The following is a 24,473-nucleotide window of genomic DNA, read 5'->3' on the forward strand; positions in this document are numbered from 1 at the left end:
CGCCTAAAGAAGTATCCGTTCACCGAGAAGAAATTTACCAACGAATTAAACAGACACAAGATGAATCTGCAAATGGTTCAACTTAGTACAAATTAAATAATGGATTTTTAATTATGAAAGCAATTATTCCTGTTGCCGGTTTAGGCACGCGTATGTTACCTGCTACCAAAGCAATTCCTAAAGAAATGCTCACTTTGGTAGATAAACCATTGATTCAATATGTTGTAAACGAGTGTATTTCCGCCGGCATCAAAGAAATCGTGCTAGTAACTCACTCCTCAAAAAACGCTATCGAAAACCATTTTGACACTTCTTTCGAACTTGAAACGATGTTGGAAAAACGTGTTAAACGTCAACTTCTTGAAGAAGTTCGTTCTATTTGTCCGAAAGACGTGACGATTATGCATGTTCGTCAAGGTAATGCCAAAGGATTAGGTCATGCCGTTTTATGCGGTCGTCCGCTTGTCGGCGATGAACCTTTTGCCGTGGTGTTGCCGGACGTATTACTGGCCGACTTCAGTGCGGATCAGAAAAAAGAAAATCTAGCGGCGATGATTCAACGCTTTAACCAAACTCAAACCAGCCAGATTATGGTGGCGCCGGTCGCCCAAGAAAGTGTGAGCAGTTACGGTATTGCTGATTGTGGCGGTGTGCAATTACATGATGGTGAAAGCACTAAAATTGAAAGTATTGTTGAAAAACCCGCAGTAGATAAGGCGCCGTCTAATCTTGCCGTGGTCGGTCGTTATATTTTCTCGGCTGCAATTTGGGATTTATTGGAAAAAACGCCTGTTGGCGTAGGCGATGAAATTCAATTAACCGACGCCATTGATATGTTGATTGAAAAAGAAACCGTGGAAGCGTTCCATATGACCGGCGAATCGTTTGATTGCGGTGATAAGATCGGCTATATGGAGGCCTTTGTCGAGTACGGTATCCGTCACGCTAAACTTGGTAAGGAATTTAAAACCTTCATTAAGAATCTGGCGAAAACTTTATAAGGTCGGCGTTTTATATTAAAGAGCGGTTAATTTCCGCTCTTATCGTATTTAATGGTGAATGTATAAAACGACGGTCGAATCGTTACGGCTTTGCCGTTGTCCTCGGAAAATAGCACCGCATTGGAGATTTCAATGCGGTGCTATTTTCGTTATACGATGTCGTCGTTTACTTATTACAAAAATGCCGCAACATTATGGAAACGGCATTTTTACTCTTAATTTGTTATTTGCGTCGTTTGTTTTAAGACGTAATAGCCTGTAAGCGCGGAAATCGTCGAGCCGAGCAAAATACCTAAACGCGAAAGAGCGTTGACGCTTTCTCCGGCAGCCGCATCAAAGGCGAGACTGGCGAGAAACATGGACATTGTGAAACCGATGCCGCATAACATCGCGACCGCGAAAATTTGTTTAAAGTTGATGCCTTGCGGCAATTTGGCGATACCTAGTTTTACTGCAAGGTAACTGAAGCCGAATACGCCGACCGGTTTGCCGATGAGTAATCCCAACGTAATCGCAAACAATAGCGGCGAGGAAAGCATAGAGAAATCCAAACCATCGAAACTGACGCCGGCATTGGCGAAAGCAAACAGCGGCAAAATGAAGAAAGAGGCCCAAGGTGCGAGCATATGTTCAAATTCTTCCAATAGTTTTTTACCGTTTGCGGCTTTTAATGGAATACAAAAGCCAATAATTACGCCGGCAAGCGTGGCGTGTACGCCGGATTTTAATACGGAGGCCCATAAAATCGTACCAACCAGCATATAGGCGCCGAGTGAGGCGACTTTAAAGCGGTTTAATGCGAACAGTAAGATGATGGCGACGGCAGCAGCAATGAGAGCCGGTACGCTTAACCCCTGCGAGAAGAAGAGGGCGATCACCACAATGGCGCCCAAGTCATCAATAATAGCGAGCGCAAGTAAAAAAACTTTTAACGACAACGGTACTTGTTTACTGAGTAACGCCATAACGCCTAGCGCGAAGGCGATGTCGGTGGCCATTGGGATTGCCCAACCGTCGGCGAGCGTCGGATCTTGGCGGGCGATGAATAAGTAAACCAACGCGGGAATCAGCATCCCGCCGATTGCGGCGATAGCGGGAAAAATCGCTTGTTGGTAGTCGGAAAGGGAACCTTCAAGCAATTCACGTTTGACTTCTAAACCGACTAATACGAAAAATACCGCCATAAAACCGTCATTGATCCAGTGAATTAACGTTTTATCGATGGAAAATAGACCTACTCGTACGCTCACTGGTAAGTTGAGAAAATCATGGTACGCACCGTTTAAAGGCGAATTGGCGAATACCATGGCGATAAATGCGGAGCAAAGCAGCGCGATGCCGCCGGCGGATTCAAGTTGAAAAAATCGTTTTATGAGCTGTAACACTAAAATCTCTCCAAAAAATTAAAAATAAAATAACAAAAATTTAATGAAGGCCGGATATTACCATAAATCTTCTACTGTGCAGAAAATATTGATTGGAAAGTTGAAGTGTCGGATCAGCACCGCATTGGAAGCCTGCATTGAAGGAATCGGCGAATGTTAAACGCGACAACGCATAAGTCTTGTTGAAATTTTGAAAAACCTATCTGATTAATTCTGCATTTTCGTAATGGGTCGGCGTGGAATTTGTAGTAAAATGGCGCACCTTTTTGTGACTAGAGAAAATTATGTTTACCGGTAAAGATGTTGTCGTTTTGGGCATGATGATTTTTGCGCTGTTTTTAGGTGCGGGGAATATTATTTTCCCGCCGATGGAAGGTTTTACCGCCGGCACGCACTGGGCAACAGCTTCTTTGGGGTTTGTGCTCACCGGCGTGTTAATGCCGTTTATTACGTTGGTCGTTGTTGCAGTGCTCGGACGCGGGGAAGCGCTAACGCGAGATTTGCCGAAATGGGCTGAGGTGTTGTTTCTTGCCACCTTATATTTGGTCATCGGCTCTTTATTCGCGATGCCGCGGGTAACCAATGTTGCTTACGAAATGGCGTGGCAGCCGCTAAATTTAACTGAAGACAGCGCGACCGCGCATTTTGTTTTCTCCGTATTGTTTAACATTGTCGGCATGCTTTTTATGCTACGTCCGAATACCATTATTTCTACGGTGGGCAAATTTATGACGCCGGCGTTGCTGGTATTGTTACTTATCGTGGCGACGACCGTATTAATTTTTCCGCTTTCTGATATCGTCGAACCGAGTAAAAGTTATGCCGCCGGTCCGGCGATTACGGCAGGACTTATCAGCGGTTATCAAACGATGGACGTATTGGCGGCGATTGCTTTCGGTGGCATTGTGGCGCGCGCCTTGGCAGTGCGTAATGTGTCTTCTGTACAAAAAGTGATGAAATATACCATTTCCGCCGGTTTTATTTCGGTGTTGTTATTGGCTGCATTGTATTTTTCTCTGTTTTATTTGGGAGCGACCAGTGCGCAAGTCGCGCAAGATGCCTCCAATGGCGGACAAATTTTCGCCCGTTATGTAAATGCGTTGTTCGGTTCGGACGGCACTTGGATTATGGCCGGCATCATTATTCTGGCGAATCTTACTACGTTGGTTGGCGTCACTAGCGCCTGTGCGGATTATTTCTCGAAATTCCATGTGCGGTTATCCTATCCGTTTTGGGTGGTGCTCTTTACTGTTTTAACCACAACAGTGGCGCAAACCGGTTTAACGGAACTCTTACGCATCACTATTCCGGCGTTGTTATTGATTTATCCGGTAGCGATTATGCTGGTATTTCTACAAATCATTCGTCATAAACTGCCGAATATTAAAGCGAGCTATTACTTCACGTTATCCGTAACCGTTTGCTTTAGCGCTTGCGACAGCTTGAAAAATATCGATTTACTGCCGCAGTTCCTGGAAAATTGGCTCACTCACTTACCACTGTATGCAGATGGTATGGCTTGGCTAATTCCGTCCTTGGCAGTATTGATTTTGTCTTTTTTGCTGAGAAGAAAAGCGCACCAAACAAAATAAAAAATACCGAGCGTTGGCTCGGTATTTTGTTTTATCCGAAGGTGAAAAATGCCTGCGTTTTCGGCGGATTTCTTATGCTTTCAGGGGTACGAGTAACAAGCATTGATCTTCCGCAATGACTTTAAACAGCAAATCAATATTCGGATGTTTGCCCGGGTGGGCTTTCGCATCTTGCACATGTTCGGCAAACCAGACTATGCCTTGTTGTGCCGACGTGCGATCTAATCGACCGTTGAATTTTTCCGCCAGCGCATGATAAAGACGCAACGAACCGAGTTTGCCGGGCGCGGCGGGAATATGCCAAAGGATCTCGTCGCCGCATTTTACGTTTAGACCGGTAAGATGATCGATAGCGGGTAACTGGTTTAAAATTTCATCAAAATTCATTTTGCCTTCCTGTTAGTTTATGAAATGACTTGCTCGCCATTCACTTCCCCGTTTTGCCCGATAAAACGTACTTCCGGCTGTAAATAAACGCCGAATTTGGCCGCGACGGTTTGGCGTATGTGGCGGGCGAGAGCAACCACCTCCGCCCCTGTGGCATTGCCCTTATTAATGAGCACAAGGGCTTGTTTTTCATGTACTGCGGCCGCGCCGATTCGGTAACCTTTGAGATTGCAGCGGTCGATTAACCAACCGGCGGCAAGTTTCACCGAACCATCGGATTGTGGGTAATGGGGAATTTCAAGCGCGTGATGTTCGGCACGTTTTTTTAATTCGTTGAATTGCTGCGCACTTACTATCGGATTTTTAAAGAAACTGCCCGCATTGCCCCATTCTTCCGGATTCGGCAATTTACTTTGACGGATGCGGCAAACTTCGTCGAACACTTGCTTGGCCGTGACGGTTTGCGCATTGAAATCGACCAAACTGCCGTATTTCAATATCGGCTGCCAATTTTTCGTCAGCTTCAGTCCCACCGCGGTAATCACATAGCCGTGTCGGTAACGATGTTTGAAAATGCTTTCGCGATAACCGAATTCGCATTGCCGCGCCGTTAAACGGAAGGTTTCAATGCGGTGCTGATCGAGCACCTCAACATACTCGCACAGATCTTTAAACTCTACACCGTAGGCACCGATATTTTGAATTGGTGCAGAACCGGCACAGCCCGGAATCAATGCTAAATTTTCCAAGCCACGGATATTTTGTGTGAGGGACCATTGCACCAGATGATGCCAATTTTCCCCGGCATTGACATGTAAATAGTGAAAATCTTCGTCTTCGCGATGGGTGATGCCTTGCAGACGATTGACGATGACGACGCCATTAAAATCCTCCAAAAACAGTACGTTGCTGCCTTGTCCTAAAATCAGTGTCGGTAAATTTTCCGCTTGGGCTGCTTGCCAAGCTTGCTGCAGTTGTTCAAGCGTTTGCACTTGGATGATTTTGCGCGCCTGGGCGGCAATATGAAACGTGTGAAAAGGTTGTAAATTCGGCATGCTCTTTCCTTAAAATAATGTGTGCGGCAATGTGATTTTTACCTGAGTGCCGCCTTGCGCGCGGCGACCGATATGCAATTCGGCGTTAAGTTGGTTACTGCGCTCGGTCATAATATTCAGGCCGTAATGACCTTCCGGCTCGTCTAAACTCGGAATACCGACGCCGTCGTCTTCGATTAAGATCTCGTATTCCCCTTCGGCATTAGTGCGGGCGTTAATTTCAATTGTGCTGCCTTGTGAATGTTTAATTGCGTTAAGCGCGGCCTCGCGCACGATTTGCAACAAATGCACCAGTTGTTGCGGATTCAAACTTTGCGACGGCAATTGGCTATTGACGCGCATTTGCATATCTGTTTGCGAACGTAAGGAATCAATTACCTGCTCCAGAGCCAGTTGCAAATTGGCTTCTTGCACGGTTAACCGGAAGGTCGCCAATAATTCACGCAATTGTGCGTAGCCGCCGGAAAGGGCTTGTTCAAAGTCGGCGATGATCGCCAAACTTTTGTCTTTGGACGATTCGTCTTCTTTCTTTAAATTATGCTTTAACAGGGTCAGTTGGATTTGCAAAAAGGACAGCACTTGTGCCAGAGAATCATGCAGTTCTCGCGCGATAATGGAACGTTCTTCCATCAATAAAAGTTGTTCTTGTTGGCGTTGGTTGTGGTGGAAATATAAGGCGCGCGATAGCATTTGAGCCAAGTTTTGCATCATTCGAGGATCGGGGCAAGGTAACCCGGCTTGCCAAGAAAGGACGCCAAAGGGCTTATTTTCTACCTTAAGCTCTTCAATTTGTAGAGTTCTGTCTTCTTGTTTTTCGCCGAAAGCGATATCCCAATGTTCTGCGCCTAGAACTTCCAATGCAATGTAACGTAAATGTTCGCTTACCCGAATGTGGTTGAGTAAGCGGCTGAGAATTTTATCGTTAATGGCATTGGCCGTAAGCAGTTGTGAACTTTGATAAAGCGTAGTCAAAGAACGGTTGGTTTGGCGCAATCTTTGCGTTTTTTCATTCACCGTTTCTTCTAAACGCGAATACAAATTGCCGAGTTCCGATGACATTTGGGTGAACACGCGGGATAGCGTTCCGAGCTCGTTATTTTTTTGCGTCTCCAACGGAATGTGGCTAAATTGACGCATTTGCACTTGCATACTGGCGCGGGTCAGCAATTTTAGCGGTTTTACTACTTCGCGCTGAGTAAACCAAATTACATAAGACACCATGCCGACAATCAGCAGCATCGCAAAACAGAGTACCAAAACTGTAAACAGCCATTTTTGCTCGCTAAAGCGTTGCAGTTCGAACACGAAATAATCAACTTCGCCGACATAATTAGTCAGATTGGCACGATAGGCCTCAATGTTATGTTTACGTGCGAAATCCGCCATCGAGGCCCAATGTACAAGGAGCGATTGATAAGATTGTTTCACCGCATCGGGCGTGAAAATTTGATGCTGAATTCCATCTAGCACGGGGGCGTGCAAGCTTTTTTCATAACGTTGAAGATTGTTTTCCACGCTTTCGGGATGATTTTCCATTTCATACAGCAAACGATAGCTTTGCATCCGCAAAGAACCGGAAATGTTAATGGACTCTGCATCCGATTTGTTGCCGGCCATAATTGCCAAGCTTAACGCGATGATTAGCCCGGCGGCGATAATAATTAGAAAAAGATACTTTGCGATGAGAATCGTAACGGAGCGTTTTGCTTGCACGGAAAGCCTTGGTAAAAAAAGTGGCGTTAAAAATTGGCGCTAGTGTAGCACGAAAATATGAGGGGGGTTAGTCGGAAATCCGCCCGATAAGAGGGCGGACTTAAATATTTCGGAAGCCGCGGAATCGCGTTATTTCAGCGCTTTGCCTTTCAATTCTGGCACTAAAAACAGCGTGGCAAGCATATCGAGCGCATAAATAATCGCGAGGAATGCGATAGCGATACTGAAAGAATAAGCGGACACAATTGTGCCAACCACGACAGGACCAAAACCGCCGACGGCACGCCCGATATTAAATAGCACGTTTTGTGCGGTGGCGCGCGCTTCGGTTGGATAAGCCTCAGCCATTAACGCGCCGTAGCCGCCCATCATGCCGTTTACGAACATACCCAAAAATGCACCGGCAACAAGCATCGCCGTTGGATCGGTTAATTGTGAGTAGATGAGGATACTCAAAACAGCACCGCATTGAAACAGCAAGAAACTTGGTTTACGGCCAATTTTGTCGGCGAGGCGGCCGAAAATCCAAATACCCGCCATCATGCCGCATACAGTGACGGCCGTCCAAACGCCGGACTTGGTTAAACTAAAGCCAAGCTGTTTGGCGAGGAAGTTTGGCATCCAAATCATAATGCCGTAATAACCGAAGTTTTGTACGGAGGTCAGTACGATGACGCCAAGGCTGATTTTGGTCGTTGCTTTATCTTTCACTAGCAGTTTGAAAGATGCCCATTTTGAATTTCTGTTGCCGGCGAGCGCGCTTTGTTTTTCGGTGAATATTTCCGGTTCGTGCAAATGGGAACGTAAATACCAAGCTGCAAATGCCGGAAAAATACCCAGCACGAACATGCCTCGCCAACCGATATACGGTAATAAAATCGGTGTTAATAATGCGGCGGCCAATACGCCTACTTGCCAGCCGAGCGCCACGTAAGATGCTGCTTTTGCGCGATGGCGTGCCGGCCAAGCTTCAATTGCCAGCGCCATACCGATGCCGAATTCGCCGCCCAGACCGATGCCGGCGATAGTACGGTAAATCAGTAAATCCCAGTAACCTTGCGCCATGGCGCATAAGCCGGTGAAGACCGCAAACAGTACGATCGTCCAAGTGAGTACGCGTACGCGTCCGTATTTGTCACTTAGCGCACCGAATAAGATACCGCCGAACACCGCACCGACTAGCGTCCAAGTCACGAGAGAACCGGATTGCGCCGGTGTCAAGTTGAGATCCGCCGAGATTGCGCTGAGCATAAAACCTAAAATGAGTAAATCGAAACCGTCCATTGCATAGCCGACGGCGGAGCCGATAAGGGCTTTCCAGCCATATTGATTGACTTTGGTTGTCATATTGATGTCCTTTTACTACTCACGGGTAGTGTTTAAAGTGAAGGTGGGACGATGATGATTATCGCCGAGTTAAACGGTTGCGTAGTTTAAAGAAATTCCGTCGTTTCGGCAAATAAAAAAGCACAGAAACGACTTCTGTGCTTTGCAAAACCATTTGGATTTATTCTACGGTAACTGCTTTTGCCAAATTACGTGGTTGGTCGACATCGGTGCCTTTGATTAAGGCCACGTGGTAGGCTAACAATTGCATCGGCACGGTGTAGAAAATTGGTGCAACGATTTCGTTGATTTTTGGCATGGTGATAATTTTCATCCCTTCGTTTTCCGTGAATCCGGCGTCTTTATCGGCAAAAACATATAATTGACCGCCACGGGCGCGCACTTCTTCAATATTGGATTTCACTTTTTCCAATAAATCGTTATTCGGCGCCACCACAATAACCGGCATATCCGCATCAATTAATGCTAGCGGGCCATGTTTTAATTCACCTGCCGCATAAGCTTCTGCATGAATATAGGAAATTTCTTTCAATTTCAATGCGGCTTCCATGGCGATTGGGTAATATTCGCCGCGGCCTAAGAATAACGCGTGATTTTTCTCGGCAAAATCTTCCGCCAAGGCTTCAATATCTTTATCAAACGCTAAACCTTTTTCGATTTCGGCCGGTAAAGATTGTAGCGCTTTTACGATTTCTTGTTCTTTTGCGTCGGAAATATGGCCGTTTAATTTACCGATTGCGGTAACTAACATCAGCATTGAGGCAAGTTGCGTGGTAAACGCTTTGGTCGATGCCACACCAATTTCCACACCGGCACGGGTCATGAACGCAAGATCAGATTCGCGTACAAGCGAGGAGCCGGCCACGTTACAAATAGTCATCGCCGCCATGTAACCTTTTTCTTTCGCAAGACGAAGCGCCGCAAGCGTGTCGGCCGTTTCACCGGACTGAGAAAGCGTTAATAATAAGCTATTCGGACGCGTTACGAATTTACGGTAACGGAATTCGGAGGCGATTTCCACATCACAACTCACGCCTGCCAGTGCCTCGAACCAATAACGCGCTGCCATGCCGGAGTTGTAGGACGTACCGCAAGCCACGATTTGCACGTGTTGAACTTTTTCTAAAATTTCTTTTGCGCCGTTACCAATCGCTTCAATAATGACGTTATTGTGATTGATTCGGCCTTCCATGGTATTAATCAATGCAGTTGGTTGTTCAAAGATTTCTTTTTGCATGAAGTGACGGAATTTGCCTTTTTCCGCTGCATCATTTTCAAGATTAGATTCGTGCACTTCGCGTTCGGCTTTGTTGCCTTGTGCATCATAGATTTCAACGCTACGACGGCTGATTTCTGCAATATCACCTTCCTCCAAGAAAATAAAGCGACGGGTTACGTTCAATAACGCCAATTGGTCGGAGGCCAAGAAATTCTCGCCAATACCTAAGCCAATAACCAACGGACTGCCCGAACGCGCCGCCACCAAATGTTCTGGGTGCATGCGATCCATCACCACCATACCATAGGCGCCGCTAAGTTGTTTCACCACATTTTGAACCGCGTTTAATAAAGAATCGGTACTGCGCATTTCCCATTCGACTAAGTGTGCGATGACTTCGGTGTCAGTTTGTGAAGTGAATACATAACCGCGGGATTTTAATAATTTACGCAGTTCTTCATGATTTTCAATGATACCGTTATGCACTACGGCGAAATTGCCCGAAACATGCGGGTGCGCATTGGCTTCAGACGGTTCGCCGTGAGTTGCCCAGCGGGTGTGCGCAATCCCTGTACCACCGATTAACGGTTTTACCGCTACCGCTTCGTCTAAAGCTTTAACTTTACCTAAGCAACGCACGCGTTGTAATTCATGTTGTTTGTTTACGACGGCTAAACCCGCAGAATCGTAACCGCGATATTCCAAACGGTGTAAACCGTTGATTAAGATTTCCGCTACATCGCGTTGCGCCACTGCGCCGACAATACCACACATAAGCTTTCCTTTTTGTTGATTAATTTAAAATAGTGAGTTTTTAATCGCATTGAACGCAGATAACCTCTACGTTTTGCGCTTGAATTGCTTGTTTATCCTGTTCCGACAACCCGTTGTCCGTGATGAATACGTCAATTTGTTGCCAGGTTAATTCTAAGTTCGGCATTTTTCTGCCGATTTTTTGAGATTCCGCCATCACAATCACTTCGCGCGATACTTCGGCCATTACTCGACTCAGTCCGACTAATTCGTTAAAAGTTGTGGTTCCGCGTTCTAAATCAATACCGTCGGCGCCAATAAATAACTGGTCGAAGTCGTAAGAACGTAGCACTTGTTCCGCAACACGGCCTTGGAAAGATTCTGAACGAGTATCCCAAGTGCCGCCTGTCATTAATAATGTCGGTTCATTTTCTAATGCTCGAAGCTCGGTAGCAACCGACAGCGAATTAGTCATCACAATTAAACCTTGTTTACGATTAAGTTGCTTAATTAAGGTTGCGGTGGTGCTACCGCTGTCCACGATGATGCGATTGTGATCACGAATTCGTTCCGCTGCAGCCTGGGCTATGACAAACTTTCGTTTCGAAAGTTCTTCACTTTCTGTTTCATCAATAATTTCTTTTGGCATTAAAATCGCACCACCGTATTTACGCAATAAAAAACCGCTATTTTCCAATGCGGTTAAATCCTTGCGAATAGTGACTTCAGAGGTGTCGAATAATTGAACTAATTGCTCCACGCTAACTTCGCCTTGCTCTTGCAAAATTTGCGTAATACTGTGACGACGTTGTTGAGTATTGCGAAATTGGCTGTTTCGTTTCATGAATATTTGTTTTAAAACGGGTAATTAAATTTCGGTTCGAAAGTTTATAGAAGTGCAGTTGAGTTGTAAAGCTTATTTTAGCGAATAAAAAACCCTGCGACTGGGCAGGGTTTTTTCAATGCGGTGCTATTATTTGATCGCATCTTTTAATGCTTTACCGGAAACGAATGCAGGTACTTTAGAGGCGGCAATTTTGATTTCCGCGCCGGTTTGCGGATTACGGCCGGTACGTGCTGCACGTTGGTTTACTTTAAATGTACCGAAACCGATTAATTGTACCGGTTCACCTTTTTTAAGGCTTGCAGTGATCGCTTCTAAAGTTGCTTCTAATGCCGCTTTAGCTTGTTTTTTATTCAACTCTGCTGCACTTGCAATTGCATCAATTAAATCTGTTTTGTTCATGAACTTGTACCTTTTGTCAATTAAATCTGATTGTTTAAAACAGCGTTCCGACTAGGCCGGAACGGCTGCGCAAAGGATAATCTAACTTGCTTGGAAATAAAAGTAAGATTTTTGAAAATTGTGATAAATCTCACGCTATTGGTCGAATTTTATACCGATGTTGGAGATTCCTTCGGCCCTGATTTCATTTTTTAAATCTAAAATCAAATCGATATCTCGTTTTTCACAATCTTTTAACAAACGATAAATTTGCCATTGCACATCCAATTCCGCTTGGATATCTTGGTTTTCTTTCAGTTCCGCCTCGGAAAAATCACGGCCGTTTTCCGTTGCCAATAATGCCGTTACCGTGCTCAAAGAAATTCGACTGATTTCAATTGCTTTTTCTAAGGTTTCACCGGCAATGATGGCGTGTAAAATTTCCGCTAAAGCTTGACAAGCATCCAATGCCGGCACCACGCCGAAGTTATCATAGTCATTCAGGTCAGGAATAATATTTTCGAGTTTTTCCAGCTGATTGTCGAAGTTGATTTTGGCATTTTTCACGGTCAAATATTCCCATACTAAATTGAGAATATTTTGATAAGTTTTTGATTCGCCTTCCAATTCATTCATTTGACAGAATAATTTGAAATTTGGTGCCATACGTTCACATAACGCGGCCATAAATGTGAAATGTTGCCAACTTTCGAGGTTTTCTAAGCGCTTATGGATGGGATTTCGCATTTAGGAGCCTTATTTATGATATGCCTTGGAATATTCGTGAACCGCATCAACGAAAATTTTCGGCGCACTTTCCGGCACATCTTGGTGAATACCGTGACCAAGGTTGAACACATGTCCGCTGCCGTTGCCGAAGTCTGCCAAAATTGAGCGCACTTCCTGTTCGATGCGCTCCGCTGGTGCATAAAGTACGCTTGGATCCATATTGCCTTGTAGCGCCACTTTGTGTCCGACGCGTGCTTTGGCATCGGCAAGATTTACCGTCCAGTCCAATCCCACCGCATCGCAGCCGGTATCGGCAATGGCTTCCAACCACAAACCGCCGCCCTTAGTGAACAGCGTTACCGGTACGCGCCGTCCGTCATTTTCGGTTATTAAACCATCCACGATTTTGTGCATATATTGAAGTGAAAAATCCAAATATTCGCGATGACCCAATACACCGCCCCAAGTATCGAAAATCATCACGGATTGTGCGCCGGCTTTGATTTGCGCGTTGAGATAAAGGCATACGGAATCTGCCAGCTTGTCGAGCAATAAATGAAGGGTTTGTGGTTCCGCATACATCATTTTTTTAACTTTGCTGAAGGTTTTGCTGGAACCGCCTTCCACCATATAAGTGGCGAGCGTCCATGGGCTGCCGGAAAAACCGATGAGCGGCACAGCGCCGTTGAGTTCGCGACGAATGGTGCGCACCGCATTCATGACGTATTGTAATTCTTGTTCAGGATCGGGAATTGGTAGACTTCGTACCGCGCTTTGGTTTTCAATCGGGCGCGCGAATTTCGGGCCTTCGCCGGCGCCGAAATGCAAGCCTAAGCCCATTGCATCGGGAATTGTTAAAATGTCGGAAAATAAAATTGCGGCGTCTAAATCATAACGGCGTAGCGGTTGAAGCGTCACTTCACAGGCTAAATCGGCATTGCGGCAAAGGGACATAAAATCGCCCGCTTGTGCACGGGTGGCTTGGTATTCCGGTAAATAACGGCCTGCTTGGCGCATCATCCACACCGGCGTGTAGTCCACCGGTTCACGTAATAGCGCTTTTAAATAACGATCATTTTTTAATGCTGACATTTAGGCTTCCTTTTGATTGTCTTCTGCTCGGCAGAGCTCAAGGGTGGTGGAAATTAATTTGCGTGCGATAGTACCTGTTGGGGGTAATTCTGGCAAGGGCTGATTATAAGAAAACCATTGCGCATCATGAATTTCCGAGGCTTGTGGCTGAATTTCGCCGCTTTCATAGTCGGCTAAAAAGCCCGCCATTTGCGAATTTGGAAAGGCCCAAGGTTGGCTACCAAAATAACGAATGTTTTTAATTTGAATCCTGCTTTCTTCAAACACTTCGCGCCGTACTGCCTGTTCGAAGCTTTCGCCCGGTTCGACGAAGCCTGCCAAGGTAGTGTACATTCCGCCGTGTGGCTGATAATGGCGTTTGTGGTTGGCCAGTAAAATCTTCGTACCGCGGCGCACGGCAACAATAATCGACGGGTTGATGACAGGATAGCTACGCGCACCGCATCGAATGCATTGAACGGCGAGTTCGTCTTGGGTTTGTACCGTTTCAGCACCGCATTGACCGCAGAATCGATGAGTGTTCAAGAAATGGTTAATTTCCACGCCACGACTTAATAAATGAAATTGTTGTTCAGGAAGATAAAGTAAATCGCGCAAATTGAAATAGTCGTGCGCATCGTTTGGTTGTTCGGCAACAAGCCACAGCGGACGATTTTCCCATTCACCGATTATCATGCCTTGCAAGCTGCTAAGTTGAAGACTGTGCGCTGTGCCAAAAGGCAATTTACCGGCGTTCAGATGCAAGGTAGAACCTCGCGTGAGCAACCAATAACCGAAATCCGTCGCGTCGATTCGTTGCATAAAAACTCCTTGAAAAATAATTTCGATTTTATGAACGCGGCATTATAGTGCGGATTCAACGCCATTGCCATGGCCGCAGAATGGAGCCCTAAGGCGGATTATGTTAAAATCCGCGACATTTTTTTATCGGAGCATCCGTATGTCATTTTTCACTTATTTTTATTTAGAAAGTCGTATGTATTTTCAGGGTTATTTTAAATACATCGCGATTTTCGTTTCGCTCGGTGCGCTGTTTGTGGTGAGTTCGTTATATTTGCGCCATCGTTTGGAAAGCAAATATCGCGATCTCAGCATTATTTTTATGTTGCTCATTATTTTGTTGGTGGGCGTGCAGTATAACCAATACGAACAAAATCAGGTTTACGCTAACGATACTTCGCGCATCGTGACGTTCTTAAATTCCGTGCGTGAAAATCAAAATTTAGATGTTCAAGATCTGCGCGTAAATAGTCAAAAACTCATTAACGGCATGATCTTAAATATTCGCGATAAATATTACGAAGTACATTTCAACAACGATTTTAGCGCTTACGCATTGTCGGAAATCAACTTAGTGAACCCGAACATTAATATCGTGGACAAGGAGGCGAAATAATGGAAGGTTACACATTTCTCGCCGTTAAACTCGCCATCGGAATTTTGGGGTTGGTGTTGCAAATCAATTTAATGGGGAAAGGCAATTTGGCACCGACTTCGGCGATGGATCAGGTACAAAACTACGTACTGGGCGGCATTATCGGGGCGGTGATTTATAACGACAATATCGGCGTGTTGCAATTTTCGCTGGTATTGGTGTTGTGGACATTACTGATTTTCACGCTGCGCTTTATTAAAAATTATAACCGTGTCGTGAAGACGATTATCGACGGTCGCCCGGTTTGGGTGATTTTAAACGGCAAGGTGCAAACCGGCGAGTGTATGAAAAACGGCATTTCTGCCCATGATTTAATGTTTAAGCTACGTGCCGCCGGCGTGTATGAAATCGCCACAGTAAAACGTGCAGTGCTGGAGCAAAACGGGCAGCTTTCTATCATTCAATACGGTGATCAAGATTTGCGTTATCCGTTGATTATCGACGGTCAAATCGATCGCGATATTCTCGACATTATCGGCCGCGATGAGGCTTGGGTTCAGCAAGAACTTGAAGAGCAACAAATGACGGTTAATCAGGTTTATATCGGTGAATATTTAAACGGACGTTTAATCGTGCATCCTTATGCACAAAGTTAAAATTAAAATGGAAGTGAAAAATAGCACCGCATTGGAGCCGCTTCCAATGCGGTGCTGTTTTAGCAGGTCATCTTGCTAGGATTAGGACGAGAGCGCCTGCAATTTGCGTAAAATAATGTTTAACGCCACGCCGTACGCCGGCACAAATAACAACATTCCCACCGATAGTTTGAATAAATAATCGACCAAACCCAATTCGACCCAATGCGCAGCCATAAACGGATCGGCGCTTTGATAAAATGCCACGCTGAAAAATACAAAAGTATCGGCCATCGAACCGAAAATCATCGAACTGCTCGGCGCGATCCACCAGGTTTTTAGTCGGCGTAACCGGTTGAACACGATGACATCCAGTAATTGCCCCGCCACATAAGCGAAAAAGCTTGCCAATGCGATACGAAAAACGAACAAATTAAATTCGCTCAAAGTGGCAAAGCCCTGATATTGCGTGTCGGAAAATAGCACGGAAATCAAATAACTGACGACTAACGCCGGCAACATAACGACGATAATAATCCGACGCGCTTCTTTTGCACCGAATATGCGCACGGTTAAGTCAGTGGCGAGGAAAATGAACGGGAAGCTGAGCGTGCCCCAAGTGCTGTGGAAAGAAAAGTCTTCCGTTGCGCCGAGTGCGGTCAGTTTTAGCGTGACGGCAAAAGGAATTTGTACCAAGTAATTGCTTGCAGCGATGATAAAAATATGGAAAAGCGCCAGCCAAATTAAGGCGTGACGTTTTTGTCGCTCGTTAAAAAACGGGGGAAAGTTGTTCATGTCGGACCTTTTTAAACAAAAATCGGGGTGAGGGAACCCGAGCTAAAATAAGGGCAGGAATCATACGTATATTTACATTTTTTGCAAGAAAACAGCGTGACAAATCAGTGTATTTTATGGCGTACGGATTTCGGTTTTTGTATTTTTTATTGATTTTAGGCTTGACATAAAGCATGAAGGAAAACGATAATTATTCTCAATTTTTAATAACCTATAGGAATAAAAAATGAGAAAAGCCAAGTTCGCTTTGTTACCTTTATCCGTTTTCGTTGCTATGAACGTGCACGCCGAAAAAACGGAACAACTCGATGTGATTAACGTCGTAACGGAAAACACGGGGGCAAAAAGTAAAACTAATGTCGTCACGCTTGCCGATTTAAACAAATCGACGAATCAGGATTTGCGTGGTGTATTGTCTAAAGAGCCGGCGGTGAATTTCGGCGGCGGCAACGGCGGTACTTCGCAATGGGTCACGATTCGTGGAATGGGGCAAGACCAAATTGATATTAAAGTGGACAACACCTCTAGCGATGCGCAATTATTCCATCATCAAAGTCGTTTTATGCTTGATCCTAGCTTGATTAAACGCATTGATATTCGCAAAGGTGCGGGTTCTGCCAGTGCCGGTATCGGCGCCACCAGCGGCTCGATTGAAGCGACTACGGTGGAGGCGAAAGATTTATTGCGCGAAGGGCAAGATTTCGGTTTTAAATTGAATGCGGGTGTGAGCAGTAATAAAGGCCATTCGCAAGGCGCTACGGTTTACGGCAAAGCGGGCGTGTTGGATGCGTTATTTAGCGGCAATTGGCAAACCATTGAAAACTACAAAGGTGGTAAAGGCTATGTCAATAAAGAGGGTTCTCAAACGGTAAAAAATAGTGCCATCGGCGAACGTGGCCTCCTGGCGAAAATCGGCGTTGATCTCAACGAAGAGCACCGCATTGTATTAAGCCATCGTCAAGAACGTTATCACGGTTCGCGCGCATTACGCGAAGAGTTTGATTTTTCGCAAAGCTATCTATATGGCACGGCAAGTGATTTGAGACCGGGGCAAACCCTAAGTACGATTTTTACCGGAAAAAACAACCGCGGACAAAATACGTATTACATTTTAGATAGCAACGGACAATTTATCGTCAACGATGCCAATAATTCACCTCGCTACCGCATTACCACACAAAATACGACCAATCTTGAGTGGACGGGCAAGAAAATGGGCTTTATTAGCGAAGCCAAAGCCAATGCTTATTTAATGGAAATGTCGCGCAAAGAAACCGATTCCCATAGTGAATCAAAAATTGTCACGAAAGGCGCGAACGTGAATTTGGATTCCGAAATCGGCGAAAGTCATTGGGTTAAATACGGCGTGAATTATCGTCACCAAGAAGGCAAGCCGAATGCTTTAGCCAGTAATATCAAAGCAAATCAGAAAAAAGAAGATGTCGGTTTGTACCTAGAAGGCATTTGGGGATTTGGGCCCGTCACCTTAACCACCGGTGCGCGTTATGATCATTTTAAGTTTAAGGCGAATACCGGCAAAGAAGTCAGCCATGGCGATTTCAACCCGAGTGCGGGGCTGATTTGGCAAGTCACGAATAATTTAAGTTTTAATACTAATTTGAACTACGCCAGTCGCAGTCCTCGTTTTTATGAAGTAGTGCTTGCCGGTAGCCGAATGCGTGATGTTGCCGATAATTTGCGTGCGGAAAAAGCACGTAATACGGAGATCGGCTTTAATTATGACGTGAATCAAAATCTCTCGTTCAACGGTAGCTATTTCTGGCAAAAAGTAAAAGACGCTCATGCGATTAAAAACAATACAATCGTGAACTCGGCCTTATTGCGCAATCAGGGTTACGAATTGGGCGCGGCTTATAAACTCGGCGCATTCAAATTCCGTTTAGGCGTGGCGGAAAGCAAGCCGGAGACCACCGCATTGAATGGTGCAACGTTGGATAATACTGTGCTTGCCGTGGCGATGGGGCGTACTTGGACGACGGCGTTGTCTTATAAATTCGAACAGCCGAGCCTTGAAATCGGTTGGAAAGGTCGTTTTGTAGAAGGTAAAACCGGTTCGCCAAGTCGTGGTTCCAACACCGGTGAGGCGGCGATTAAACAAGCCGGCTACGGCGTAAGTGATTTCTACGCGAGTTGGGATGTGAACAAAAATTTAACGCTAAACTTTGCGCTAAATAATGCATTCAATAAATACTATAAGAGCCATAGCCAACGCGCCGGGATCAATAGTTTGCCGGGCGCAGGACGCGATTTCCGTTTAACTGCAAATTATACTTTCTAGTTTTTATTTTTTACTTTACTCAAAACGGTCAGTTAAACACTGACCGTTTTTTTATGCTATATACTGCTCCAATGCGGTGCTATTTGGGTACTTCAATGCGGTGCTATTTGGGTACTTCAATGCGGTGCTGTTTTGGCACTTCAATGCGGTGTTATTTTGATACTTTATTACTAAAAAGTGGTCAAAATTGACCGTGTTCGCCATGTTCACGGATAAAAGGCATAAAAAAAGTGGGACGTTAAATCCCACTTTTTTCGTTTTCAGTTGTGAAATTATTTCACTGCGTTGTCCAATTCGGCGGCGATAATTTCCATAGATTCCAAGCCGCCAAAAGCAAGGTACCAATTGGCAGCGTCTAAGTAAACGATGTGTTTATTTTTAAAGGCTTTAGTTTGTTTGATGATGTCGTTATTCAATACGGTTTGTGCATTGTTCACTTTGTCGGTTACTGCTGCGGTGCGATCCACTACGAATAAATAGTCCGGATTTTTGTCCAGAATATATTCGAAACTGACGCTCATACCGTGCGTGGAGGATTTGATGTTCGGATCCGCCGGTTTAAAACCGAATTTTTGATAAACCATACCGTAACGGGAGCCATCGCCAAAGGCGCTGATTTTACTTTCGTTTACCAGCACCAGTAATGCGGTGCGATTTTTAGCGTCTTTTGCCACTTGCTCGACTTTTTTGCTCAAGGCAGCGAGTTTTTCATCGGCGATATTTTGTTTGCTAAAGATTTTACCTAAGGCTTTAACATTTTCTTCGAAACTTGGGTAGTAATTTGCATAGTCGTTTTGAACGTAAAACACCGGTGCGATTTCTTTTAGTTTCTCTAATAGTTTTTGTTGGCGCGGCGAGGCGATAATCAAGTCCGGATTGAGCTCGTTGATTTGCTCAAAAGCAGGTTCCGGTAACGAGCCAACGTTTTGGAATTTGTCTTGCGCAAATTCGGCCAAATAGCTTGGAATATGACCGGATTTTGGAAACCCGACGATTTTGTCTTTTTCGCCTAATGCGCGCAAGGTATCCGCCACCCCAAAATCCAAGACGACAACTTTTTGCGGATTTTGCGGCACGTTTTGTTCGCCGGCAAAATTTTTCACGGTGATATTTTGAGCGTTTGCGATGCCGGCGGCGAAAGCGAGCGTGAGTATGCTCAGTTTTTTTAGTGTTTTTAAGGATTTCATTATTTCTCCTAGTTTGATTTAAAGTAAATGGCGATTTTTTGTCGATTGATTTCTTGAATTGGGATCGGCATGTCGTAGATCGCTTGCAACACCTCTTCGCGCATTATTTCGTCCACGTTTCCTTGTGCCACCAATTCGCCTTGTTTCATGGCGATAATATAGTCGGAATAACAAGAGGCAAAATTGATATCGTGAATCACAATCACGACGGTTTTGTTCAGTTCCGTCACCAGTTTGCGTAGCACTTGCATAATTTGCACGGAATGTTTCATATCCAAATTATTGAGCGGTTCGTCCAGCAAAATATAATCCGTATCTTGGGCTAAGGTCATGGCAATGTAAGCGCGTTGGCGCTGACCGCCACTTAAATTATCAATATATTGTTGGCGAATAGCGCCTAAATCCATGTAATTGATGGCGTTGTCAATGAACGTTCGATCGGTTTCGGTGAGGTTGCCTTTGCTGTAAGGAAAGCGGCCGAAGGCCACCAATTCTTCAACGGTAATGCGTAAATTGATGTGATTGGATTGTTTCAGAATCGCTAATTGGCGTGCGATGTCTGAACTTTTTTGGTCGTGCAAACGCCGTTGGTTTAAATATACATCGCCGCTATCGGCGGAAAGTAAGCGGCTGATAATCGCTAACACGGTACTTTTGCCGGCGCCATTTGGGCCGATAAATGAAGTGATTTTACCGGTCGGGATGGTTAACGACAGATCATGCACCACTTTTTTGCCGCTGTAGGATTTGTGAAGATTTCGGATTTCTATTGCCATTTTTTATTTGCCCGCAATAACAGAGAAAGAAAATAGACGCCGCCGACAAAATTAATAATAACGCTTAGCGGTGTGCTGAAAGTGAAAACTTGAGATAACAAGAATTGTCCGCCAAGCAAGGTGAACACGGAAAGTAACATGGCGGCGGGAATTAGAATTTTGTGGCGATAATCGCGCATAAATTCAAAAGTGACATTCATCACCAATAGGCCCAAAAAGGTCAAGGGACCAACCAATGCGGTGGAGACTGAGGTTAAAACGGCAACGATAATCAGCAATTTTTTAATGATTGACGAGTAATCAACACCAAGATTAATCGCTTGTTCGCGTCCAAGGGCGAGTACGTCCAAATACTTCCAATAGCGTAGGCTGACTAGAATGGCGATGAATAAAATTGCTAAAGCCAGCCATAAAATCGCGGTATTAATGCGATTAAAACTGGCGAAACCGATATCTTGTGAAATTTGGAATTCGTTCGGATCGATTAATACTTCCATGAACGTGGTGAGACTACCGAAAAAGGTACCGAAAACGATCCCGATTAACAGTAAAAAGAAAATATTCGGCGATTCTTTTTTAAAGAGAAAATGGTAGAGCGCCAGTATAAATAAAACCATGCAGCCGGTACTGCCGAGAAATAAAACGATCGGATGAATCGAAAGTAATGTATTGGAACCGAATAAAAATAAAATACCGGTTTGGATTAATAAATACAGTGAATCTAACCCCAGAATACTCGGCGTGAGAATGCGGTTGTTGACCACGGTTTGAAAAATCATGGTAGCGAGCGCGATTGCGATGCCGGTAATAATGATGGCGCTAACGGCAAGAGCGCGGTTGTACAGCGCATATTGCCAGCGATTCGGTAGATTATAAGCAAGGTATAAGCAGACGGCGAGAGCGGCCAAAAGGCTTAGTACCGCAAGACGAAAAAAGGAAGACTTAGCCATGACGATACCGTTTCAGTAAGAAATACAAGAAAATACCGCTACCCATCACGCCGAGCACCGCATTGATGGAAATTTCGTAAGGGTAAATCAAGCTACGTCCTAAAACGTCGCAAAAAAGTACGAATACGGCACCGAGCAGTGCGGTATGGGAAAGGATTTTTTTTAGGTTATCACCTAAATAAAGGGTCACGATATTCGGCACGATCAAACCCAAAAACGGAATCACGCCGACGGAAACGATCACAATGGAAGAAACGCTCGCGACGATAATTAGACCGAGATACAGCACTTGGTTGTAATTCAGTCCGAGATTGACGGCAAAATCTTTCCCCATGCCAACAATAGAAAAACGATTGGCAAATAAATAGGCGATGATCAGTAGCGGTAAACTGAAATAAAGTAATTCATAGCGACCGGACATTACTAAGGAAAAATCGCCTTGGAGCCAGCCGGAAAGATTTTGTAGTAAGTCTTTTTGGTAAGCGATGAAGGCAGTGACAGCACTGATAATGTTACCGAACATCATTCCGACTAACGGTACGAAAATGGTATCTTTGAATTTCAAGCGCGACAAAATTGTCATAAACATCAGCGTGCCGAGAAACGACACGATGATGGCAACGGTCGTTTTTAATAACATCGATGCGCTGGGAAAAAATAAAATAGCTAAAAGAATGCCTAAACGAGCGCTGTCCATGGTTCCGGCGGTGGTGGGTGAGACGAAACGATTACGACTCAATTGCTGCATCACTAAACCGCAAATGCTTAATGATGCACCGGCAATTAAAATACTAATTAAGCGAGGGAGGCGGCTATCCAGGAGGATTTGCCATTGATTGGCATCAAAATTCAATAGACCTCGTAAATTTACGGTACTGACGCCAAGAAAAAGGGAAATAAAAGAAAATAGAAATAATAGAAAAACCAGATACCGTCTTTTGTACATTGCATTAAATGATAATAATTCGTAACAGCGGAAGGATAGCATACCGAGAATAGGAAGGAAAAGAGAAATTTGCTAAGTAAGCTGAAATGAGGCGAATATAGACGATTCCAATTACAATGATTTATAGCTTTATACTTTTAATTTCGGCAGAATACCGAAAATTTTACCTTCCTAAAAGGAGATATATATTATGACAAAACACTATGATTATATTGCAATCGGCGGCGGTAGCGGCGGTATCGCTTCTATCAACCGGGCGGCAAGTTACGGCAAAAAATGCGCCATTATTGAAGCGAAATATTTAGGTGGGACTTGCGTAAACGTCGGTTGTGTGCCGAAAAAGGTTATGTTTTACGGTGCTCAAATCGCCGAGGTTCTCAATCGCTACGCACCGGATTATGGTTTTGACGTGGAGATGAAAAAATTCGATTTCGGCAAATTGATTGAAAGCCGTCAGGCGTATATTGATCGCATTCACGCTTCTTACAATAATGTTTTGGCGAAGAATAACGTGGATGTGCTTACCGGTTTTGGTAAATTTGTTGATGCGCATACTATTGAGGTAACTTTCGCAGACGGTTCAAGCGAGCGCGTTACTGCGGATCATATTTTAATTGCCACGGGCGGTCGTCCGTTCCGTCCGCACTCGGTGAAAGGACAAGAATACGGTATTGATTCCGACGGTTTTTTTGCGCTCACCGAATTGCCGAAGCGCGTTGCGATTATTGGCGCGGGTTATATTGCGGTGGAAATCGCTGGCGTATTGAACAGCTTGGGTTCTGAAACGCATTTAGTCGTGCGTCGCCATGCGCCGATGCGTAATCAAGATCCGTTAATCGTAGATACATTGCTGGAAACCTTGGAACAAGACGGCATTATTTTGCATAAGCACACGACAATCCAAGAAATTGTAAAAAATAACGATGGCTCGCTCACCGCGGAATTCGGCCATGAGGGTAGCGTTACCGTCGATTGCGTGATTTGGGCAGCAGGACGTGAGCCGGCAACGGATAACCTTGGTTTGCAAAATGCCGGCGTAGAAACGAACGAACGTGGTTATATAAAAGTGGATAAATATCAAAACACCAATGTGAAAGGCATTTACGCGGTGGGCGATATTATCGAAGGCGGTATTGAATTAACGCCGGTTGCGGTGGCTGCGGGACGTCGTTTATCTGAACGTTTATTTAATAACAAACCGAACGAACATTTGGATTATAACTTGGTGCCGAGCGTGGTATTTAGTCATCCGCCAATCGGCACCTTAGGGTTAACTGAGCCGCAGGCTGTCGAACAATACGGTGAAGAAAACGTGAAAGTGTATAAATCGTCGTTCACCCCGATGTATTCCGCCGTGACACAACATCGTCAACCTTGCCGCATGAAATTAGTGTGCGTGGGTAAAGATGAAAAAATCGTCGGATTGCACGGTATAGGTTATGGCGTGGACGAAATGATCCAAGGTTTTGCAGTGGCCGTTAAAATGGGCGCGACCAAAGCCGATTTCGATAATACTGTCGCCATTCATCCGACCGGTTCGGAAGAATTTGTCACCATGCGCTAGCTTTTAAGATTAAAGAGGCGGATTGATTCGCCTCTTGAAGTCGGGTTTCAAGATAGCCGGTAAGGTGCATTTTCAATGCGGTGCTATTTCGCCACTGCAATGAGATTTATCGGAAAATTCGGTAAAGCCTAGCGATTTCAACGGATAAATTTCTCTTGTAATCTGCAGTAAATTGCGCGTTTTTTATTTTGTTCGCATAAATTTCTTGCAAAGTTCCGGACTTTTGTGTAGTATTCACGGGCTTTTAGTATGAGAGCCGTTTAATGTAATCATTTATTAAACGAGCGTAACAATTAGGTTACGTTGAACAATGTTTCCGATTTGGGGACTCTATAACAGGTAACTTGCACCTCCTTTTCTATTTTGAAGTTAGAACTGTGATGGTGTTAGTTTTTTATTAGCTAAATTTATTGGAGCTCTGGTCTAATGCAGAACCAAAGAATCCGTA

At 44.7% G+C, this 24,473-nt stretch carries 23 protein-coding genes and 1 pseudogene; 7 read left to right on the plus strand and 17 right to left on the minus strand.

What is annotated here, in order from left to right; all coding sequences use genetic code 11:
* Both ACO59Y_RS03595 and galU read left to right on the plus strand, forming a co-directional pair.
* Positions 1-86, plus strand: a pseudogene (locus ACO59Y_RS03595) (carbon storage regulator CsrA); the annotation flags it as partial.
* Positions 87-113: 27 nt separating this feature from the next.
* Positions 114-1,001 carry a UTP--glucose-1-phosphate uridylyltransferase GalU gene (galU, locus tag ACO59Y_RS03600; protein ID WP_486130714.1) on the plus strand — a complete coding sequence of 296 codons (888 nt, stop codon included), beginning with the start codon at positions 114-116 and terminating at the stop codon, positions 999-1,001.
* A 215-nt stretch (positions 1,002-1,216) separates the two neighbouring features.
* On the opposite strand, the gene nhaA is transcribed toward galU, so the two are convergent.
* Positions 1,217-2,386 carry a Na+/H+ antiporter NhaA gene (nhaA, locus tag ACO59Y_RS03605; RefSeq protein WP_486130716.1) on the minus strand — a complete coding sequence of 390 codons (1,170 nt, stop codon included), beginning with the start codon at positions 2,384-2,386 and terminating at the stop codon, positions 1,217-1,219.
* 284 nt (positions 2,387-2,670) lie between these two features.
* Here nhaA and brnQ point away from each other — a divergent pair, with 284 nt between their 5' ends.
* A complete protein-coding gene (gene brnQ / locus ACO59Y_RS03610; RefSeq protein ID WP_486130718.1) occupies positions 2,671-3,978 on the plus strand; it encodes a branched-chain amino acid transport system II carrier protein in 1,308 nt (435 codons plus the stop codon).
* 72 nt (positions 3,979-4,050) lie between these two features.
* On the opposite strand, the gene ACO59Y_RS03615 is transcribed toward brnQ, so the two are convergent.
* The 10 genes from ACO59Y_RS03615 to nudC all read right to left on the minus strand — a co-directional run bounded on the left by ACO59Y_RS03615 (position 4,051) and on the right by nudC (position 14,299).
* Complete coding sequence (locus ACO59Y_RS03615; RefSeq protein ID WP_486130720.1) at positions 4,051-4,365, minus strand: DUF2322 family protein; 315 nt, start codon at positions 4,363-4,365, stop codon at positions 4,051-4,053.
* A 17-nt stretch (positions 4,366-4,382) separates the two neighbouring features.
* Positions 4,383-5,420 carry a UDP-N-acetylmuramate dehydrogenase gene (murB, locus tag ACO59Y_RS03620; RefSeq protein WP_486130722.1) on the minus strand — a complete coding sequence of 346 codons (1,038 nt, stop codon included), beginning with the start codon at positions 5,418-5,420 and terminating at the stop codon, positions 4,383-4,385.
* Positions 5,421-5,429: 9 nt separating this feature from the next.
* Complete coding sequence (gene narQ, locus ACO59Y_RS03625) at positions 5,430-7,133, minus strand: nitrate/nitrite two-component system sensor histidine kinase NarQ (protein ID WP_486130724.1); 1,704 nt, start codon at positions 7,131-7,133, stop codon at positions 5,430-5,432.
* A 129-nt stretch (positions 7,134-7,262) separates the two neighbouring features.
* Positions 7,263-8,480 (minus strand): MFS transporter, encoded by a 1,218-nt coding sequence (locus ACO59Y_RS03630; protein ID WP_373603373.1) that lies wholly within the window; start codon positions 8,478-8,480, stop codon positions 7,263-7,265.
* 160 nt (positions 8,481-8,640) lie between these two features.
* The gene (gene glmS, locus ACO59Y_RS03635) at positions 8,641-10,473 is read right to left on the minus strand and encodes a glutamine--fructose-6-phosphate transaminase (isomerizing) (protein ID WP_486130726.1); all 1,833 of its coding nucleotides are present in this window, start codon (positions 10,471-10,473) and stop codon (positions 8,641-8,643) included.
* A gap of 40 nt (positions 10,474-10,513) precedes the next feature.
* Positions 10,514-11,296, minus strand: coding sequence for a DeoR/GlpR family DNA-binding transcription regulator (locus ACO59Y_RS03640; protein ID WP_486130728.1), 783 nt, complete (start codon positions 11,294-11,296; stop codon positions 10,514-10,516).
* Between the two features lie 129 nt (positions 11,297-11,425).
* Positions 11,426-11,698, minus strand: a complete 273-nt coding sequence (locus ACO59Y_RS03645; RefSeq protein ID WP_373603370.1) for an HU family DNA-binding protein — start codon at positions 11,696-11,698, stop codon at positions 11,426-11,428.
* Between the two features lie 135 nt (positions 11,699-11,833).
* A complete protein-coding gene (locus ACO59Y_RS03650) occupies positions 11,834-12,424 on the minus strand; it encodes a YjaG family protein (protein ID WP_486130731.1) in 591 nt (196 codons plus the stop codon).
* A 9-nt stretch (positions 12,425-12,433) separates the two neighbouring features.
* Positions 12,434-13,498: a uroporphyrinogen decarboxylase gene (hemE, locus tag ACO59Y_RS03655; RefSeq protein ID WP_486130733.1), complete on the minus strand. Its 1,065-nt coding sequence runs from the start codon at positions 13,496-13,498 to the stop codon at positions 12,434-12,436.
* The gene (gene nudC, locus ACO59Y_RS03660) at positions 13,499-14,299 is read right to left on the minus strand and encodes an NAD(+) diphosphatase (RefSeq protein ID WP_486130735.1); all 801 of its coding nucleotides are present in this window, start codon (positions 14,297-14,299) and stop codon (positions 13,499-13,501) included.
* Positions 14,300-14,438: 139 nt separating this feature from the next.
* Between nudC and ACO59Y_RS03665 the strand changes: the two genes are divergently transcribed.
* Positions 14,439-14,894 carry a DUF3290 domain-containing protein gene (locus tag ACO59Y_RS03665; protein WP_486130737.1) on the plus strand — a complete coding sequence of 152 codons (456 nt, stop codon included), beginning with the start codon at positions 14,439-14,441 and terminating at the stop codon, positions 14,892-14,894.
* Positions 14,894-15,529, plus strand: a complete 636-nt coding sequence (locus ACO59Y_RS03670; protein ID WP_486130739.1) for a DUF421 domain-containing protein — start codon at positions 14,894-14,896, stop codon at positions 15,527-15,529. The genes ACO59Y_RS03665 and ACO59Y_RS03670 overlap by 1 nt, the downstream gene beginning before the upstream one ends.
* An 81-nt stretch (positions 15,530-15,610) precedes the next feature.
* On the opposite strand, the gene ACO59Y_RS03675 is transcribed toward ACO59Y_RS03670, so the two are convergent.
* Positions 15,611-16,303 (minus strand): 7-cyano-7-deazaguanine/7-aminomethyl-7-deazaguanine transporter, encoded by a 693-nt coding sequence (locus ACO59Y_RS03675; protein WP_486130740.1) that lies wholly within the window; start codon positions 16,301-16,303, stop codon positions 15,611-15,613.
* 226 nt (positions 16,304-16,529) lie between these two features.
* On the opposite strand from ACO59Y_RS03675, the gene ACO59Y_RS03680 reads away from it, so the two are divergent.
* Positions 16,530-18,602 (plus strand): TonB-dependent receptor domain-containing protein, encoded by a 2,073-nt coding sequence (locus ACO59Y_RS03680; protein ID WP_486130742.1) that lies wholly within the window; start codon positions 16,530-16,532, stop codon positions 18,600-18,602.
* Positions 18,603-18,653: 51 nt separating this feature from the next.
* Here ACO59Y_RS03680 and ACO59Y_RS03685 read toward each other — a convergent pair whose 3' ends face one another.
* The 5 genes from ACO59Y_RS03685 to ACO59Y_RS03705 all read right to left on the minus strand — a co-directional run bounded on the left by ACO59Y_RS03685 (position 18,654) and on the right by ACO59Y_RS03705 (position 22,461).
* Positions 18,654-18,806, minus strand: a complete 153-nt coding sequence (locus ACO59Y_RS03685; RefSeq protein WP_486130744.1) for a hypothetical protein — start codon at positions 18,804-18,806, stop codon at positions 18,654-18,656.
* Positions 18,807-18,874: 68 nt separating this feature from the next.
* Positions 18,875-19,789, minus strand: a complete 915-nt coding sequence (locus ACO59Y_RS03690; RefSeq protein ID WP_486130746.1) for a siderophore ABC transporter substrate-binding protein — start codon at positions 19,787-19,789, stop codon at positions 18,875-18,877.
* Between the two features lie 8 nt (positions 19,790-19,797).
* Positions 19,798-20,565 carry an iron ABC transporter ATP-binding protein gene (locus tag ACO59Y_RS03695; protein WP_486130748.1) on the minus strand — a complete coding sequence of 256 codons (768 nt, stop codon included), beginning with the start codon at positions 20,563-20,565 and terminating at the stop codon, positions 19,798-19,800.
* Entirely contained in the window at positions 20,556-21,515 is a 960-nt protein-coding gene (locus ACO59Y_RS03700; RefSeq protein ID WP_486130749.1) for an iron chelate uptake ABC transporter family permease subunit, read from the minus strand. Before ACO59Y_RS03700 ends, ACO59Y_RS03695 begins: the two co-directional genes overlap by 10 nt.
* Positions 21,508-22,461 (minus strand): ABC transporter permease, encoded by a 954-nt coding sequence (locus tag ACO59Y_RS03705; protein ID WP_486130750.1) that lies wholly within the window; start codon positions 22,459-22,461, stop codon positions 21,508-21,510. The genes ACO59Y_RS03700 and ACO59Y_RS03705 overlap by 8 nt, the downstream gene beginning before the upstream one ends.
* Before the next feature lie 190 nt (positions 22,462-22,651).
* Here ACO59Y_RS03705 and gorA point away from each other — a divergent pair, with 190 nt between their 5' ends.
* Positions 22,652-24,025, plus strand: a complete 1,374-nt coding sequence (gene gorA, locus ACO59Y_RS03710) for a glutathione-disulfide reductase (protein ID WP_486130752.1) — start codon at positions 22,652-22,654, stop codon at positions 24,023-24,025.
* The last annotated feature ends 448 nt before the right edge of the window (positions 24,026-24,473 follow it).

The sequence above is a fragment of the Rodentibacter sp. genome (genome assembly GCF_057314195.1).